12 protein-coding genes and 1 pseudogene are annotated in these 16898 nt (G+C 66.8%); 10 read left to right on the forward strand and 3 right to left on the reverse strand.

Annotated features, from left to right (window positions below; translation table 11 throughout):
* Window positions 1-190: 190 nt before the first annotated feature.
* A pseudogene (locus OG496_RS01125) lies at window positions 191-1312 on the reverse strand (RNA-guided endonuclease InsQ/TnpB family protein); the annotation flags it as partial.
* 730 nt (window positions 1313-2042) lie between these two features.
* On the opposite strand from OG496_RS01125, the gene OG496_RS01130 reads away from it, so the two are divergent.
* The 3 genes from OG496_RS01130 to OG496_RS01140 all read left to right on the forward strand — a co-directional run bounded on the left by OG496_RS01130 (window position 2043) and on the right by OG496_RS01140 (window position 5159).
* Window positions 2043-3188, forward strand: coding sequence for an ABC transporter substrate-binding protein (locus OG496_RS01130; protein WP_405969147.1), 1146 nt, complete (start codon window positions 2043-2045; stop codon window positions 3186-3188).
* A gap of 112 nt (window positions 3189-3300) precedes the next feature.
* Window positions 3301-4497 (forward strand): sensor histidine kinase, encoded by a 1197-nt coding sequence (locus OG496_RS01135; RefSeq protein WP_405969148.1) that lies wholly within the window; start codon window positions 3301-3303, stop codon window positions 4495-4497.
* Window positions 4494-5159 carry a response regulator gene (locus OG496_RS01140; protein WP_405969149.1) on the forward strand — a complete coding sequence of 222 codons (666 nt, stop codon included), beginning with the start codon at window positions 4494-4496 and terminating at the stop codon, window positions 5157-5159. The genes OG496_RS01135 and OG496_RS01140 overlap by 4 nt, the downstream gene beginning before the upstream one ends.
* Before the next feature lie 70 nt (window positions 5160-5229).
* Here the strand turns inward: OG496_RS01140 and OG496_RS01145 are convergent, their stop codons facing one another.
* Complete coding sequence (locus OG496_RS01145) at window positions 5230-6291, reverse strand: LacI family DNA-binding transcriptional regulator (RefSeq protein ID WP_405969150.1); 1062 nt, start codon at window positions 6289-6291, stop codon at window positions 5230-5232.
* A gap of 303 nt (window positions 6292-6594) precedes the next feature.
* Between OG496_RS01145 and OG496_RS01150 the strand changes: the two genes are divergently transcribed.
* The 7 genes from OG496_RS01150 to OG496_RS01180 all read left to right on the forward strand — a co-directional run bounded on the left by OG496_RS01150 (window position 6595) and on the right by OG496_RS01180 (window position 16590).
* Window positions 6595-7866 (forward strand): extracellular solute-binding protein, encoded by a 1272-nt coding sequence (locus OG496_RS01150; protein ID WP_329348957.1) that lies wholly within the window; start codon window positions 6595-6597, stop codon window positions 7864-7866.
* Window positions 7867-7945: 79 nt separating this feature from the next.
* Window positions 7946-8875 carry a sugar ABC transporter permease gene (locus tag OG496_RS01155; protein ID WP_329348958.1) on the forward strand — a complete coding sequence of 310 codons (930 nt, stop codon included), beginning with the start codon at window positions 7946-7948 and terminating at the stop codon, window positions 8873-8875.
* 43 nt (window positions 8876-8918) lie between these two features.
* A complete protein-coding gene (locus OG496_RS01160; protein WP_405969151.1) occupies window positions 8919-9698 on the forward strand; it encodes a carbohydrate ABC transporter permease in 780 nt (259 codons plus the stop codon).
* Window positions 9699-9770: 72 nt separating this feature from the next.
* The gene (locus OG496_RS01165; protein WP_405976532.1) at window positions 9771-12026 is read left to right on the forward strand and encodes a family 78 glycoside hydrolase catalytic domain; all 2256 of its coding nucleotides are present in this window, start codon (window positions 9771-9773) and stop codon (window positions 12024-12026) included.
* 417 nt (window positions 12027-12443) lie between these two features.
* Complete coding sequence (locus tag OG496_RS01170) at window positions 12444-14636, forward strand: MMPL family transporter (protein ID WP_405969152.1); 2193 nt, start codon at window positions 12444-12446, stop codon at window positions 14634-14636.
* Window positions 14637-14707: 71 nt separating this feature from the next.
* Entirely contained in the window at window positions 14708-15883 is a 1176-nt protein-coding gene (locus OG496_RS01175; protein WP_405969153.1) for a sensor histidine kinase, read from the forward strand.
* On the forward strand, window positions 15883-16590 hold the full coding sequence (locus OG496_RS01180) for a response regulator (RefSeq protein WP_405969154.1): 708 nt from the start codon (window positions 15883-15885) through the stop codon (window positions 16588-16590). Before OG496_RS01175 ends, OG496_RS01180 begins: the two co-directional genes overlap by 1 nt.
* Here the strand turns inward: OG496_RS01180 and OG496_RS01185 are convergent.
* Window positions 16587-16787, reverse strand: coding sequence for a response regulator transcription factor (locus OG496_RS01185; RefSeq protein WP_405969155.1), 201 nt, complete (start codon window positions 16785-16787; stop codon window positions 16587-16589). The genes OG496_RS01180 and OG496_RS01185 overlap by 4 nt on opposite strands.
* Between the last annotated feature and the right edge of the window lie 111 nt (window positions 16788-16898).

Here is a 16898-nt window from a genome sequence, read left to right on the forward strand (position 1 = left end):
GAGAGATGAGCGTGTTCGTCCGCTCGTTCCACTCGTGGAGGTGGCTGGTGCCATCGGTGCTCGGTCGGCTGAAGGCCCGGGAGAAGAAGGTCCGGGAAGAGATCGCGCTGTCACGCGCCGACCCCATCGCGATCACCCGATCAAGAACCTGTTCGACCAGACAGGCCCGTTGATCGGTAAGCGGATGGCTCCTTACACCAGCTCCACAGGCCGAGACGGCCAGCCCGGCCGCCTTGATGTTGCGGGCCGCGTTGATGTCGCGGTCATGTACGGCGCCGCAGTCGCACGTCCACTCCCGGACGTTCAGCGGCATCGTCGCCGCGACCGTGCCGCAGGCCCCGCACAGCTTGCTGCTGGGGAACCAGCGGTCGATCACGACGAGTTCGCGCCCGTACCAGGCGCACTTGTACTCCAGCATGGAGCGCAGTTCCGTCCACGACGCGTCCGAGATGGCGCGGGCGAGCCTGCCGCTCTTCAGCAGGTTGCGGACGGCGAGGTCCTCGATCACGACCGTTTGGTTCTCACGGACGAGACGAGTCGACAGCTTGTGCAGGAAGTCGCGGCGCCGGTCGGCGATCCGCGCATGCACGCGGGCGACCCTGCGGCGGGCCTTCTCCCGGTTCACCGAGCCCTTCACCTTGCGCGACAGCTCACGCTGCGCCCGGGCCAGCCGCGCGCGGTCACGCCTCTCATGCTTGGGGTTGGCGACTTTTTCCCCGGTGGACAGCGTCACCAGGGAGGTGATCCCGGCGTCCAGGCCGACGGCCGCTGTGGTGGCGGCCGGGGCGATGGTGTCCTCGCACAACAGGGACACGAACCAGCGACCCGCACTGTCGCGGGACACCGTCACCGTGGTCGGCTCGCTGCCCTCCGGCAGGGGACGCGACCAGCGGATGTCCAGCGCACCGGCCATCTTCGCCAGAGTCAGACGGCCCTCGCGCCACGTGAAGGCCGAGCGGGTGTATTCGGCCGACGCCCGGGACTCCTTCCGGGACTTGAAGCGCGGGTACTTCGCACGCCGGGCGAAGAAGTTCCCGAACGCCGCCTGAAGATGACGCAGCGCCTGCTGGAGCGGAACCGAGGACGCCTCCGCCAGGAAGGCCAGTTCCTCGGTCTTCTTCCATTGAGTCAGCGCGGCCGACGACTGGACGTAAGAAACGCGGCGCTGCTCCCCGCACCAGGCCCGTGTCCGCTCCTCCAGCGCCTTGTCGTAGACGAGGCGGACACAACCGAACGTACGCGACAACCCGGCCGCCTGCTCGCCCGTGGGGTAACAGCGGTACCTGAACGCCCGCTTGACCTGCCGCGCCATACCTCACATCCTCTCGGCCCCCGTGCGAGTAGAGGGTGCCGGCCGGTAGACGGCGGACGCCGGCACGCCCTGACAGCGAACCGGCCTTCCCTGCCCCGCTCCGCAGGAGCTTCGCTTCCTCCCCCGGCTGAAGCCGGGGGTATCCACGAAGGAGAGCCCCGATGAACAGCACCGCGCCGTCCCATACTCCCGTCGTGTTTTGCCATGGCGGCGATGGTCTTGGTACGAGCCGTCGCTGCCGCCCCAGATCGTTCCCTCGCCGAGCCCGCACTTCTCCGTTCCCAAGTATCCGGGCTTTGCCGCAGTTTCAACCGATTGCTGGAGACACCGGCCAGGTCGGCGGCGCCGACGGCGAGGAACGCCCGGCGGTCGGGGCGCTCGGAGTGCTGCAGGGCCACCAGGACCTCGGTAAGGACGGCGCGCGTGCCGTCAGGTTCGAGACTGTGCGGGGTGTCGTACGCGGGCAGCCACCATGGCCATCCCGTCGACTGGACCAACGCCCGGTCGGCGCCGAGGAGTTCGGCCCTGACCGACGCCAACGAGAGGACCTGTCCAAGGACCAAGTCGCCTCCGAAGTACCGCCACCACCGATGCTGATCACATCCGTTCAACCGAACGATTGAACCTGTAGGCAGCCTTTGGACGACGCGAAACAACACAGTTCATCGGCACGATGGGGGCGCCGCCGCCTACAGAATGTGGCGGCGGAACCAGCAGGAGGACCCCCACGATGCCCAGGAACTTCAGCAGGCGCCGGCTGCTCACCACCGGAGCCGGTGTCGCCCTCGGCGGTGCCGCCGCGGCCGTCGCGACCGATGCGCAGGCGGCTACCCCCGTCAGCGCCTCACTCACGGGTGTTCGCGAGGAGACCCGCTCCATCGACGAGCTCTACGAGGCGGCGATCGCCGAAGGCGGCAAGCTCGTCCTCTACCAGGGCGGAGACGTCGACGGCCAGGCAGCGGGGGTACGGGCCGCCTGGGCCGCCCGCTTCCCGAAGGTCCCGCTGACGGTCGCCGTGGACTACAGCAAGTACCACGACGTCCGCGTGGACAACCAGCTCGCGACCGACACTCTGGTCCCTGACGTCGTGCAGTTGCAGACGCTCCAGGACTTCACCCGTTGGAAGCAGGAGGGCAAGCTGCTGCGTTACAAGCCTGCCGGCTTCTCCAAGGTCCACAAGGGCTTCAAGGACCCGGACGGCGCGTGGACGGCGCTCATGGTGATCGCCTTCAGCTTCATGTACGACATCCAGGCCGCTGGGGCGACCGCGCCCAGGACGCCGCTGGACCTGCTCGACGAGCGCTGGAAGGGTGCCATCGCCTCCTCGTACCCGAACGACGACGACGCGGTGCTGTACCTCTACTCCCTGTACCAGCAGCAGTACGGCTGGGACTGGGTGGCGCAGTTCGCCGCGCAGCAGCCCCAGTTCGCCCGGGGTACGAACACCCCGGGCGCCGCGGTCAACGGCGGGGTGAAGACCATCGGAGTGGGCGGCTCGGGCAGCACGGTCTCCACGTCGACCACTGTGAAGTGGGTCGTTCCGACCGGCGACCACCCCTTCATGGCCTGGGGGCAGCGGGCCGCGATCCTGAAGAAGGCGGAAAACCCGACCGCGGCGAAGTTGTACCTGAACTGGGTGCTCTCCGAGGAGCGCCAGCTGGCCAGCTTCAACGGCTGGTCGGTGCGTACGGACGTCACACCGAATGCCAGCCTGAAGCCGGTGTGGGAGTTGCCGAACGCCCACGTCGACGGCTTCCCCAGGTTCATGGAGGACCGCGCCGCGGCCGAACGGCTGCGGCAGACGTTCTCCCTGTACTTCGGCGAGGTCAAGGGTGATCCGTCGCCGGGCTGGCTCGGTCTGCATCCGGGGAGCTGACATCAGCGCGGGCACGGCCCCATCTGGGCGTTTACAGCGTTCAAACAGGTCCCGGCTTACACTTCTGGCCCTGTTGTCGCCTCCGCCCGGCCCGCCCCAGGGAGCCGCAGCCGTGCCCCTCACCGCCTTCGCCGTACGTCGACCCTCTGTCTCCGCGCGGTGTCTCCCGCACCTGGTGTTCCTGGTCGCCGTCGTCGGCACTCTGGTGCGGCTCTTCGAGCTGAACCACGAGCTGTGCTGGCGCATCGCGCCGCCCACGGCCGCGCTGGCCCTGCTGTACGCAGCCGGGTTGGCCCGGTGGGATCGGCTGGGCCGCTGGGCCCAACCTGCCTGGCTCGGCCTTCTCATGCTGCTGTGGTCCTGGGTGGCATGGACCCTCCCGACGCAGCTTGCCTTCGGGTACGCATGGCTGGCCGTGCCGCTGGCCGTACTGGCGCTGCGGATGCCCACTCGGGCGGCAGTGGTCATCGCGCTCGGCAGCCTCACGGCACTACTGGTGGCGGCTCTGTTGCGGGCCGGTGGTGGCTTCGACGCCGATGTGCTGGCACCACCGGTTGCCGCCCTGTGGGCGACCGTGTTCCTGTACCACGCCCAGCAGCAACTTGCCCGCGAACTCACCGCCGCACGGGGCGAGTTGGCACAGCAGCAGCGAGAGGCCGGACGGCTCGCCGAGCGAGCCCGGATCGCTCGGGACCTGCACGACACGCTCGCCCAGGAACTCTCGGGCAGCCGCATGCTGCTGCAGGCCGCCGAACGGGACTGGGACCGCCGACCAGACATTGCCCGGCGGCAGGTACGGTCGGTGACCGGAGCTCTCGGCGAGCATCTCGCGCAGACCCGCGGCATCATCGACGACCTCACTCCGCCCCTGCTCGCGCGAGACGGCTTGGAGGCGGCGCTGCGCGACTTGTGCGCCCGCACCGGCGCCGTAGCCGGGTCGCCCGGGATCACCTTCCGTACCGAGTACGAGCCCTGCCCCCTGCGCACAGATCAGGCCGTGGCCCTCCTGCGGGTCACTCAGGGAGTCCTGGCCAACGCCTGCGAACACGCACGCGCCAGGCACGTACGCGTCACTCTGACCTACGGCGACGCGGGGAGCGCGGCCATCGAGGTCCTGGACGACGGAGTGGGGTTCGGCCCCACGGCCCTGCTACCGCCAGGCACAGGTCGCGGATTCGGGCTGGCCGCGGCACGTGACCGGCTGAAGGTGTTCGGCGGCACCCTCACCATCGACAGCACGCCTGGACAGGGCACCCGCGTCCGGGCGACCCTGCAGGCCAAGGACCGGATCCCGGTGGGCGCCCGATGAACGAAAATCCTGGTCCAGCACTGCGGATACTGATCGTGGACGACCACACCGTCGTACGAGCCGGTCTGCGTGCACTCCTTGACAGCGAACCCGGCTTTGCCGTCGTCGGCGAAACCGGCGACGGCACCGACGCGGTGCATCTGGTGGAGCAACTGCGCCCCGATGTGGTGCTGATGGACCTCCGGCTGTCGGACACCGGTGCGGCAGACGGCGTCATCGACGGCATCGAGGCGACCCGCCGGATCCTGGCCACCTCCACCACTGCCCGGGTCGTCGTACTCACCAGCCACGGCCACCAGGCCGACGTCCTGCGAGCCGTGGAGGCCGGCGCGCGCGGCTACGTCCTCAAGGCGGGCCCTCCCGAGGAACTCTTCCGCGCCGTACGTGCCGCGGCGGCCGGAGGCATGGCGCTGGCACCTGAGGCCGCGGCGCAGTTCATCGGGCATCCGGCCGAGTCGGGTCCGATGCTGAGCGAGCGCGAGATCGAAGTCGTCCGGCTCGTGGCCCATGGACACACGAACCGGACGATCGCCGGCACCCTGCATCTGGCTGAGGCAACGATCAAGACCCATCTCGTCCGCATCTACCGCAAGCTCGGCACCGAGAACCGCGCCGGCACCGTCACAGAAGCCGCCCGACTCGGCCTGATCGAACTCAACTGATCCTGATGCAGGCGCTGACCCTCGGCAGATCCAATGCACCGGACTCGGTCTGGCTCTGGGTGTCCGGCGCTCAGCTTCCCGTGCGGCTCTCGGGCCGAGTGCGGCTGCGTGCGGCCTGCGACGAGGCTCTGACGCGTAGCTCCGGGTGGATCTGGTAGTGGCGCGCAGCCGTTCGCCCGGTGGAGATCCGCTCCATCAGCAGCTCTATCGCGATCGCGCCCATCTTCTCGCCGAACTGCGAGACGCTCGAAAGGGACACCATCGGGTGGCCGGCGAGCTGGATGTCGTCATACCCCACTACGGAGACGTCCTTGGTGGTCAGTCCCAGATCCGCGAGCGCACGAAGCACGCCGATCGCCAGGGTGTCGTGCCCGGCGAAGATGGCAGTGATCGAGGGATCACGGCTTATCAGTTCGCGTGCTACGGCGTAAGCGTCGTCCTGTGCGTCACCGCAGTATTCGACGATCGAGTCCAGGCCGGCGTCGGCGGTCATCTGCTCGTACGTCAGCAGGCGGAGCGAGTGCGGGGCGCGCGCCTGGGCCTCCGGCTGCATCCGCATCGTGAGGTGCGCGATCCGCTCATGCCCCAGAGTGCGCAGATGGTCGAGGGCCAACGTCGTACCTGCGACGTCGTCATTGGTGACCGTGTCGTAGTTGACGGAGGCGTCGTGGCGTCCGATGAGGACAACGGGAAGCTCGAGGGCGAGAGTCTCGAGCCAGGCTGGTGTGACCTCGGGCGAGATCGCGATGAGTCCGTCGACCTGGCGGTCGGCCAGATTCTCCAGGACCGGCTCACCGCTGAGCTCGCCGATTCCTGGGGCGATCATGAGTTGGTAGCTCGAACCCGCCAACTGCGCGGCCGCACCCTGCATGATCTGGGTCAGGAAGTCGTTGCCGAGGTTGGGGATCTCCAGACCGATGCTGAAGCTCGACCCCCTCATGGCCCTGGCCGCGATGCGGGGCCGGTACCCCAGTTCCCGGATCGCGTCCTCCACGCGCGTCCGCATGGCATCGCTGACCCCGTACGCGTTGCGGATCACCTTGGACACCGCCCCTTTGGACACTCCAGCAGCCCGGGCCACGTCGTCCATCGAGGGACGCCGAGCAGCACCGGCGGACGCATCCGATCCCACGGTTGCCCTCCTTCTTGAAACCATGCGCGAGGCTACCACCGCACATCCGGTTCACGCCCCGATCTTGTAGACCGGTCGCCGCCGAATTCGATCGCGCATGCCTGAGCACTGTCGCCTGAGCAGCACTTCTGCTCCAGATCACCGCCCCACCGGCCGCCTTGGAGCTTCGCGAGCCAGTTTTTGTAGACCGGTTGACACTCTCACCCTCGAGTCCTACGGTCACTAGCACATCGCCGGACGAGTCCCGATTTGTGCGGGCCCGTAACGTCCAGGCTCCACGTTTGAAATCCAATGGAGAATTTCATGCGAAGAAACCGCGCACTCGCGGTCGCCAGTGTCGGTGCGGCCACAGCTCTGGCACTGGCCGGATGTTCGACCGACCCGAATTCCGCCTCGGCCACCTCCGGCAGCGGCAGCAAGACCCTCACGGTTGCCGGTTGGTCCAATGACACCGTGATGAAGGCGGTCATTGCCCAGTTCGAGAAGGACAATCCGGGGGTCAAGGTCAAGTCGACCGGCTATCCCTGGCCGGCCATCCTGACGCAGATCAACACCCAGCTCGTCTCGGGCACCGCATCCGATGTCGACGTCGTGTTCCCGGGCAAGGGAAACCCGATCTCGGCACAGACCCTGGCCAAGGGCCAGTACCTCGCAGACCTCTCCTCCGAGAGCTGGGCTTCGAAATTCAACGAAGCGACCAAGAAAGTCATGAGCGCCGACGGCAAGGTGCTGATGGTCGCCAACAACTCGACCATCGTCCCCGCCACGTACAACACGCAGGCACTCAAGGCCGTCGGAAAGACGGCACCCACCACGTGGAGCCAGGTGCTCGGCCTCTGCTCGGCCGCGAAGGCCAAGGGCAAGGTTGCCTACGCGATGGCCGGACTCGCCGGCGGTACTTTCAACTACCTTCCCTTCGCTCTCACGGCCACTCTCGTGTACGGACCGAACCCGGACTTCTCGGCGCAACAGGCGGCCGGCAAGGCGACGTTCAGCGACTCCGAGTGGACTACGGCGCTGACGAAGTACAAGCAGATGCTCGACGCCGGGTGCTTCACCAAGGACTCGCTCGGAACGAGCCTCGAGATCGCGCAGAAGCAGGTCGCCACGGGGGGCGCCCTCGGCATCGTGACGGTGAGCAACCAGATCGTGGACATCGAGAAGTACGCCCCGAGCGGTACGTCGTTCGAGACCGCCGCGCTCCCCGCAACGGACGACCCCTCGCAGACAGTCCTGCCGGTCGGCCTGGGCGCGGGATACGGCGTCAACGCCAAGGGCAACGTCACGCTGGGGAAGAAGTTCCTCGACTTCTACATGTCCAAGAAAGGCATGGACATCGCGGTCAAGGCCGGATCCATCTTCCCCAGCACCGCGGTGGAGGGATTCAAGCCCGCGCCGACTCTGGCGGGGGTCTCCGACCAGGTGCACAGCGACAAGACCGCCGCTTTCCCCGACCAGACCTGGCCGAACGCCAACATGACCCAGGTCTACCAGGACGAGATGCAGAAGCTCCTGGGCGGACAGGCCTCGGTCAAGGACGTACTCGCCGCAATGGATGCCGCTTACAAGGGATGAGCTGGAAGAACGGACAGCGCGACGCAAGGAACGTGTGCACCGCGCTGTCCTTCTGCGAGGGACAGCAAGGAGTCTCATCATGGCAACAACAAGCACTGTTCCGGCGCGCACGGACGCGCCAGCCTTGAGATCGAGGCGTCGGTATCGCAGTTACGCACAGTCGGTGTGGTGGTTCGTTCTTCCCGCAGCCGCTCTCTACGCGTTCGCGGTGATCGTTCCTGCGGTACAGGGCAGCCTCTTCGCCTTCACCGACTGGGACGGTGTCTCGTCGGTCAGGCACTGGGTGGGCTTCCATCAGTTCCGGTCGATCTTCGACGACACGAACAGCCTGACCGCGATCAAGAACACCCTGCTGATCGCTGTAACTGTCACAGTTGTTCAGAATGCCATCGGCCTGCTCATCGCCCTCGGCGTGAACTCGCAGATCAAATCGCGGAACTTCCTGCGGGTTCTCTTCTTCGCACCGGTGGTGATCACGTCGATCGCGGTGGGGTTCCTCTGGCAGAACCTCCTCGCCCCGGATGGGGCACTCAACCAGATCCTCAAGGACATCGGCCTCGGCGGAATGCGCCAGAACTGGCTCGGCGACCCGAAAGTCGCGATCTGGGCGATCATCGCGGTCGTCATCTGGCAGTTCGTCGGATATTCCATGGTCATTTTTCTCGCAGGACTCCAGGGAATTCCCGACGAGGTGATCGAAGCGGCGGCGATCGACGGAGCCGGCCCGATCCGGCGATTCTGGTACATCGTCCGGCCGATGCTGGCTCCGGCGATCACGATCAACTTGATGCTCTCCCTTATCGGGGGCTTCAAACTGTTCGACCAAGTCCTCGTGATGACCCAGGGTGGACCCGGCGGCGCCACCGACACCATCTCGACGCTGATCTACAAAAACGCCTTCCAGTTGGGGCGATTCAGTAACGGCGCCGCCCTGGCCGTCGTACTAACCCTGTTCGTGGCTGCGGCATCGGCGTTTCAGTATCGGATGATCTCGAAGAACGAAGGCTGAGATGTATCGCTACACATGGAGGACAGGGGTACTTGAGGCCGTCATGATCCTGACAGCCTTGGTATTCATTTTCCCAATCTTTCTGCTCTTCAACACCGCCTTCAAGGCTCCTGCAGACCAGAGCTCGACCCTTGCACTTCCCAAGCATCCGACCCTCCAAAACTTCGTCGATGCCTGGCACCAGGGCGCTCTCGGCGGCGGGCTCATCAACAGCGCGATCGTCACGGTCCTGACCATCGTCTTCCTGGTCATCTTCGCTTCGTCCGCGGCCTACCCCCTCTCCCGGCTGCGCTCTCGATGGTCCACCGTCAGCTACTTCGCATTCCTTGCGGGACTCCTGCTTCCGATGCAGCTCGCTCTGCTCCCGCTGTACCAGACGATGCGCGACATCCACCTGCTCGGCTCGCTCAGCGGCGTCATTCTTGCGAACGTCGGCCAATCGATGCCGTTCACGATCTTCCTGTACGCCGGCTTCATGCGCGCACTGCCCCACGATTTCGAAGAGGCTGCCGCGCTCGACGGCGCCAGCGCATTCCGCGCCTTCTGGTCGGTGGTATTCCCCCTGATGCGGCCGATCACAGGAACGGTCATCATCCTGAATGCAGTGTTCACTTGGAATGACTTCCTGCAACCACTGCTCTACCTGTCGGGTTCGGGGAACAAGACGATCACTGTTGCCGTCTACGGATTCGTGGGCCAATACGGCGCCCAATGGAATCTTATTTTCGCCGGGATCATCATCAGCATCGTGCCGATCCTGATTGCGTACTTCGCTCTGCAGCGCTACATCGTCCAAGGATTTGCAGGCGGCCTCAAGGGCTGAGCCCATCGTTATCCCCCCACCGTTCCTTGGTGAATTGGAATCTACGTGACCATCTGGACGGGGCGCTTCATCGTGCCCGAAAACGACATCGACTCAGCCCCGCGGTTCCGCCGGGAATTCTCCACCGAGTCAGGGCACGGAGGACTGGTCGCGGCCACCCTGAGACTGTCCGCGTTGGGCATCTGTGAGGCCTGGATCAACGGGCAGCCCGTGACGGACGCCGTACTGACTCCAGGGTGGACCAGCTACGAGTGGCGACTGCACTTCGTCGAACTCGACGTGACCGATCTCGTCGACGAGACCTCCACACTCGCGATCACAGTCGGCAACGGCTGGTACCGCGGACGGCTGGGCTGGATAGAGACGCATCGCTACGGTCCAGAGATCGCTGCATTCGCTGAACTTCGCCTGACCTATGCCGACGGCCACGAGGCGGTGGTCGCGACCAATGAGTCCTGGATGTCCGGCCCCGGGCCGGTGACCGCCGACGACCTGTACAACGGCCAGGCCGTCGATGCCCGACGTGAGGACGATGCCTGGCTGCTCCCCGGATTTCAGGCCGAAGGCTGGGCCGGTGTCCGCATCGTGGACTACGACAGCAGCCACCTCAGCCTCGACCCCGCGCCGCCGGTACGACGGATCGCCCACCTGCAGCCGCAGAGAACATGGCACAGCGCTTCCGGCTCGATCCTCGTCGACTTCGGACAGAACATCGTTGGCTGGCTCAAGCTCCGTGTGCGCGGACCAGCGGGGACGGTCGTCACGGCACGGCACGCCGAGGTTCTCGAAGACGGCGAGCTGTGCGTACGGCCACTGCGTTCGGCTCTGGCGACCGACCACTTCACGTTGAGCGGCGGCGACGACACCTTCGAGCCGACCATGACCTTCCACGGGTTTCGCTACGCCGAGCTCAGAGACTGGCCGGAAGGGCTTCCGGTCGATGACGCGGTGACCGCCGTCGTTATCTCCTCTGACCTGCGTCGGACCGGTGAGTTCGAGTGCTCCGACCCGGATCTGACGACCTTCCACGCGAACGTCGTCCGTGGAATGCAGGGCAATTTCGTCGACGTCCCCACCGACTGCCCGCAACGCGACGAACGCCTCGGCTGGACGGGAGACCTCTCAGCGTTCGCGCCGACGGCCGCTTTTCTGTTCGACGTGAAGGACTTCCTCCTCGACTGGCTGCGTGACCTCACGCTTGAGCACTCCCATGCCGGTGTCGTCCCGCTCGTCGTTCCTGACATCCTCAAGCATGCCGTCGACGCGGCAGCCGGCCCACCGACCGGCCACCCGGTTGCCCTGTGGAGTGACGCTGCTGTCTGGGTTCCCTGGGCACTGTGGGAGGCGTACGGCGAGATCACGATCCTCAGCGAGACGTTCCCGACGATGCTCGCCCACGCGCGGAGGGTCCGCGCATCGCTGTCCCCTTCGGGCCTGTGGGACACAGGTTTCCAGTTCGGCGACTGGCTCGACCCGGACGCCCCCTCCGAACACCCCGAACGCGCCAAAGCAGACCCTGGCGTGGTAGCAACCGCGTGCGCGTACCGCACGATGATGCTCGTCGCGCAGGCGGCACAGCTGCTGGGTAAATCCGTGGAATCCGCCGCATTCGCCTCTACGGCCGCGAACATCCGGGGCGCGTTCCGTCGCCACTACGTCGGCAATCAGCGCATAAAGAGCGACTGCGCCTCCGTCTACACGCTGGCTATCGCGTTCGGGGTGCTCGACGAAACGGAACAGGCCTGGGCCGGCGACCGGCTGGCTCAACTCGTCGAGGCGAGCGGCCACCGGATCTCGACCGGCTTCGCCGGAACGCCCTTCGTCACAGGCGCTCTGAGCTCGACGGGGCACATCGACGCCGCGTACCGTCTGCTTCTCCAGCGCGAATGCCCGTCGTGGCTGTACCCAGTCACCATGGGCGCGACGACCGTCTGGGAGCGCTGGGACTCAATGCTGCCGGACGGCCGCATCAACCCGGGCGACATGACCAGCTTCAACCACTACGCGCTCGGGGCAGTCGCCGACTGGATCCATCGCACCGTCGGAGGCATCGCGCCCCTGACCCCTGGTTACCGCGAAGTCCTGGTGGCACCACAGGTTGCGGAGGGCATCGACTGGGCTCGGTGCGCACTGCAGACCCCCCACGGCCGAGTCTCCATCGAATGGCGCCGGCAGGACGATCGCGTGACGGTCTCGATGACCATCCCCAGGGGCAGCAGCGCGGTCTTTCGCTGGCCGGGCCACGCCGACCGCGAACTGGCGTCCGGACATCACACCCTCGACGTCGAGCTCTCGCGGTTGCCCGTTCAGAACGGAGTGGCTGGATGAACCACCCGCCCGTGCGCGCCACCGGCCCCCAAACCCCCCACATCCCGAGCCCTGCCTCCGTCCGAGTACGCCTGACGACGAACGCGTCGCCGACCAGATCTCACGTATGACCTTGGCCGAGAAAGCCGGCCAGATGCTTCAACTCGACGCCCGCGGTGACCTTGACGACCTCGTCCTCGACTCGTTGTGCGGCTCGCTCTTGCACGCACGCCTCCGCACCACGGTGCAGAGGCGTGGAGGTCGCTCCCGAAGCCAAGGTCTCAGGGGCTACGCCACTGGCCGCGGATGTCTGCTGCGATCGCAGTAGGCGCAAGTGTCTGCGCTGGGCCAATGACGAGAGATCGCGTGGGTGCGACCTTCGAGACGATGCCGGAGATCGCCGGCACAACCCTGTGGCACAACTCCGGAGGACCCCAAATGTCCGCTCTAGCCAGCTGGTGCCATAGGCACCGGCTCGTCGTCCTTCTGGCCTGGGTGGGCTTGTTGTTCGCCCTGGTAGCCGGGCTCAGCGTGGCCGGGACCAACTTCGGCAACAGCACGACCGCGCAGAACACCGACTCGGCCAAGGCCATGGCTCTCCTGAAGCAGGGCGCGAGCAGTTCGGCAGGCGAGAGCGGGACCGTGGTCTGGCAGGTGCGCAGCGGCACGGTGACCGATGCTTCGGTGCAGCGGAACATCGCGCACGCCCTCGACCGGGTCGCACACTCGCCAGGTGTGGTGTCCGTGAGCAGCCCGTACACAGCAGCGGGTCATCAGCAGATCAGCAAGGACCGTACGACGGCGTACGCGACCGTCGCTTTCGCCGAGGGCAGCAGCGACGCACAGACCAAGACGGTGGAGAAGCTCGCCACCTCACTTGAGTCCGGGACGCTCCATGTCGCGCTCAACGGCCAGGCCTTCTCCGTCACCCCCGCGTCGAACCCGGCCAGTGAAGGGCTCGGCATCGTCGCGGCGTTCGTCATCTTGCTACTGGTCTTCCGGGCGGTGTGGGTGGCTGTGCTGCCCATCATCACGGCCGTCGCCGGCGTGGGTACCGCTTCCCTGTCCGTGATGCTGCTCAGCCATGTCGTCACCCTCCCCGACACAACCCTCACCCTGGGCGCGCTGATCGGCCTCGGCGTCGGCATCGACTACGCGCTGTTCATCGTCAACCGCCACCGCCACAACCTCATGGACGGCATGAGCGTCGGCGACTCGACGGCGAAGGCGCTCAACACATCCGGCCGCGCGGTGATCTTCGCCGGTCTGACCGTGGTCATCGCGCTCCTCGGAATGTTCACACTGCGCCTCGGCATCCTCAACGGCATGGTCATCGGCGCCGCCATCACCGTCATCCTGACCGTGTTGGCCGCCATCACCCTGCTGCCGTCACTTCTCGGCTTCATCGGACTCAAGGTCCTCAGCCGTAAGCAGCGCAGGCAGTTGGCCGGGGGCGATCACCATCCCGACGAGACCGGGCTGTGGGGGCGGTGGGCCGCGCGAGTCCAGGCCCGGCCGAGGATCCTCGGAGCCATCGCCGTCGTGATCGTCACAGCCGTCGCTTTCCCCACGCTGTCCCTGCGCCTGGGTTCGGCCGACGACGGCAACCTGCCGACATCGTCGACGAACCGTCAGGCGTACGACATCATGGCCGACGGCTTCGGCCCCGGCTTCAACGGCCCGCTCGTGCTGGCCGTCCAGGCGCCCACCGCCGCGGACAAGGTCGCGGCTGCCGACCTGGCAGACAAGCTTCGCCAGGTCGACGGCGTGGCGAGCGTCTCTGCGGCCCCGATGCGCGACGGGCAGGACGTAGGTGTGATCAGCGTGGTGCCGACCACGTCACCGCAGTCCGTCAAGACGTCCGACCTCATCGACCATCTGCGCTCGGACGTGGTCCCACAGCTGGAGAAGGGCACCTCGATACACGTGTACATCGGGGGTACGACGGCCAGTAACGACGACTTCGCATCGGTGCTGATCGGCAAGCTGCCGATGTTCCTGGCGGTGATCGCCGTGCTCGGCTTCCTGTTGCTGACCATCGCCTTCCGTAGTCTGCTGATCCCGGCCGTCGGTGCGCTGCTCAACATCCTCAGCATCGGCGTCGCCTTCGGTTCGATCGTCCTCGTCTTCCAGCACGGTTTCGGCAGCGGTCTGCTGGGGGCCGGGTCGGCCGGTCCGATCGAGTCGTTCGTACCGATCCTGATCATCGGCGTCATGTTCGGACTCTCCATGGACTACCAGGTCTTCCTGGTCAGTCGGATGCGTGAGGAATGGGCCCGCACCGGGGACAACCGGAGCGCGGTCCGGGTCGGCCAGGCCGAGACCGGCAGGGTGATCGCCGTGGCCGCCGCCATCATGTTCTGCGTCTTCGGCTCCTTCGTCTTCGGCGGGATGCGCTTGATCGCCGAATTCGGTCTGAGCCTCGCCGTAGCCGTCGCGCTCGACGCCCTGCTCATCCGGATGGTCGTCGTACCCGCCCTCATGCACCTGTGCGGACGCGCGAACTGGTGGCTGCCACGCTGGCTGGACCGGACCCTTCCCCGCGTTTCGGTGGAAGGCCCGCCCGATGAGCCCGCCGACCGGACCCCGAACCCGGTTCGCGTGCCGCAGTCGGCCGGGATCCCGGACTGAGAATCAGCCGTCGACAGCGCGGGCCGGGGCCGCTCGCCCCGGCCCGCGCTGCGTACGGTAAAGGGGTGCAAGTGACACACACATGGCTCAGCTGGTGGACTCGCCATGATCGGGTCAGGGACGCGTTCCCGGCTGCGCTGCTGGTGGCAATCGCCGTGGTGGCGAACGCGGCGGGCAAGGACGGCTGGCACCTCCCCCGCGCCGAAGGAGTCGGCTGGACGGTCCTGGCCTGCGCGCCCCTGGTCGTCCGTAGCCGCTGGCCCCTGGCGGTCGTCGTCGTAACGCTCGGTATCGACCTGGCTCACATGGCCAACGCGCCGGGATACTGGCTGGCCCCGGCGGCAAGCCTGGTCGCCCTGTACACCTTCGCGACCCACACTGACCGTCGCTCTGCCTGGGCCGTGGGGCTCACCGCGACTATCGCCATCACCACCACCTACGCGATGGCCACCTCGCAGCCGGCCTTCTCCGCACAAGCTCTCGCACGACTCGACCTGGCGATCGCGGCCACCGCCCTCGGAGACGCCGTCGGCAGGCGCCGCATCCGCCTCGCCCGGGTCGTGGCCCGCGCCGAAGACGCCGAACGCACCCGGGAGGAGGAAGCCCGCCGCCGGGTCACCGAGGAGCGCATCCGCATCGCCCGCGACCTGCACGATGTCGTCGCCCACCACATCACTCTGGTCAACGCCCAGGCCGGGGTGGCCCAACACCTCATGCGCACTGACCCGGACACGGCGTACCAGGCCCTCGCACACATCAAGGAGAACAGCAGTAACGCACTCGACGAACTGCGCGCCATGGTCGGCCTGCTCCGCGAGTCAGACGACGCCCCCGAACCCCGTCACCCCCTTCCGAGCCTCAGCGGCCTCGACGACCTGGTCGACTCCTTCCGCACCAGTGGCCTACCCGTGGAAGTTGTACGCAGTGGCGAGCCGGAATGGGTGGCGCCCACCACGGATCTGACGGCCTACCGCATCATCCAGGAGGCACTCACCAACGCCCACAAGCATGCGGCGGCCACGCACGTCCAAGTGGCGCTGGACTACCGACCGGAGAGCCTGCGGATCACGGTGACGGACGACGGCCGCCCCGGCACGGCAAACGGCGCCGGCACGGGTCACGGCCTGATTGGTATGCGCGAGCGCGCCGCCGCGATCGGCGGCAAAGTCACCGCCCGGCCTCGGCCGGAAGGCGGCTTCCACGTGTTCGCTGAACTCCCCGTCACCCTTTCCTCGAAAGGTTCCTGATGACCATTCGTGTCCTGCTCGCCGACGACCAGGCACTGCTGCGTGGCACCTTCCGGCTGCTCATCGACGCCCAGCCGGACATGGAGGTCGTCGCGGAGGCCTCCAACGGTCGCGAGGCGGTCGAGTTGGCCCGCAGTGAGCAGGCGGAGGTCGTGTTGATGGACATCCGAATGCCCGAGGTCGACGGCCTCGAAGCCACCCGGCTGATCGGCCAGGACGAGGACCTGGCCGGAGTGAAGGTGCTGGTGCTCACCACGTTCGAAGTGGACGAGTTCGTCGCCGAAGCGCTGCGCGCCGGAGCGAGCGGGTTTCTGGGCAAGGGCGTCGAGCCCGCACAACTCCTCGACGCCGTCCGGCTGGTCGCGAAGGGGGAGGCTCTGTTGTCTCCCGCCGCGACAAGAAGCCTGATCTCCCGTTTCCTCGCGCAGCCTGCACCGCACGGTCCCACCGATCCGGACCGGCTGGCCACCCTGACCCCCCGGGAGCGCGAGGTGATGACTCTGGTGGCGACGGGCCTTTCCAACCAGGACATCGCCGAGCGACTCTTCGTCACGCCGGTGACGGTCAAGACCCACCTGAACCGGGCCATGGCCAAACTCAGCGCCCGGGACCGCGCCCAACTCGTGGTGATCGCCTACGAGACCGGCATGGTCCGCCCCGGCTCCACACAGCAGACCGGGGAACCACGGGTCCGTCGAACGGACTAGCTTCGGGTGAAGCCCGTCTGGTAGGCGCCGACTACCAGTTGAGTCCGGTCACGCGCCCCTACCTCGGCCATGAGCCGCTTGCAATGTGCCTTGGCCGTGTACGTCGACAGGTAGAGCCGTTTCGCAATGTCGTCGTTGGCGAGGCCGGTGGCGAACACACCCAGAACTTGGTACCCACGTTCGGTAAGGCGGGCCATGCCGGTTGGAGCCGGGCGCAGCGCGGACTCGGGACTGGTCAGCTCGGGCGGAAACGCTGTTCAACAGGCTCAACTCACGGCTGGCCCACACGACTCGAGTTACGCCGCTGG

The organism is Streptomyces sp. NBC_00988 (assembly GCF_045162645.1).
GTDB lineage: Bacteria > Actinomycetota > Actinomycetes > Streptomycetales > Streptomycetaceae > Streptomyces.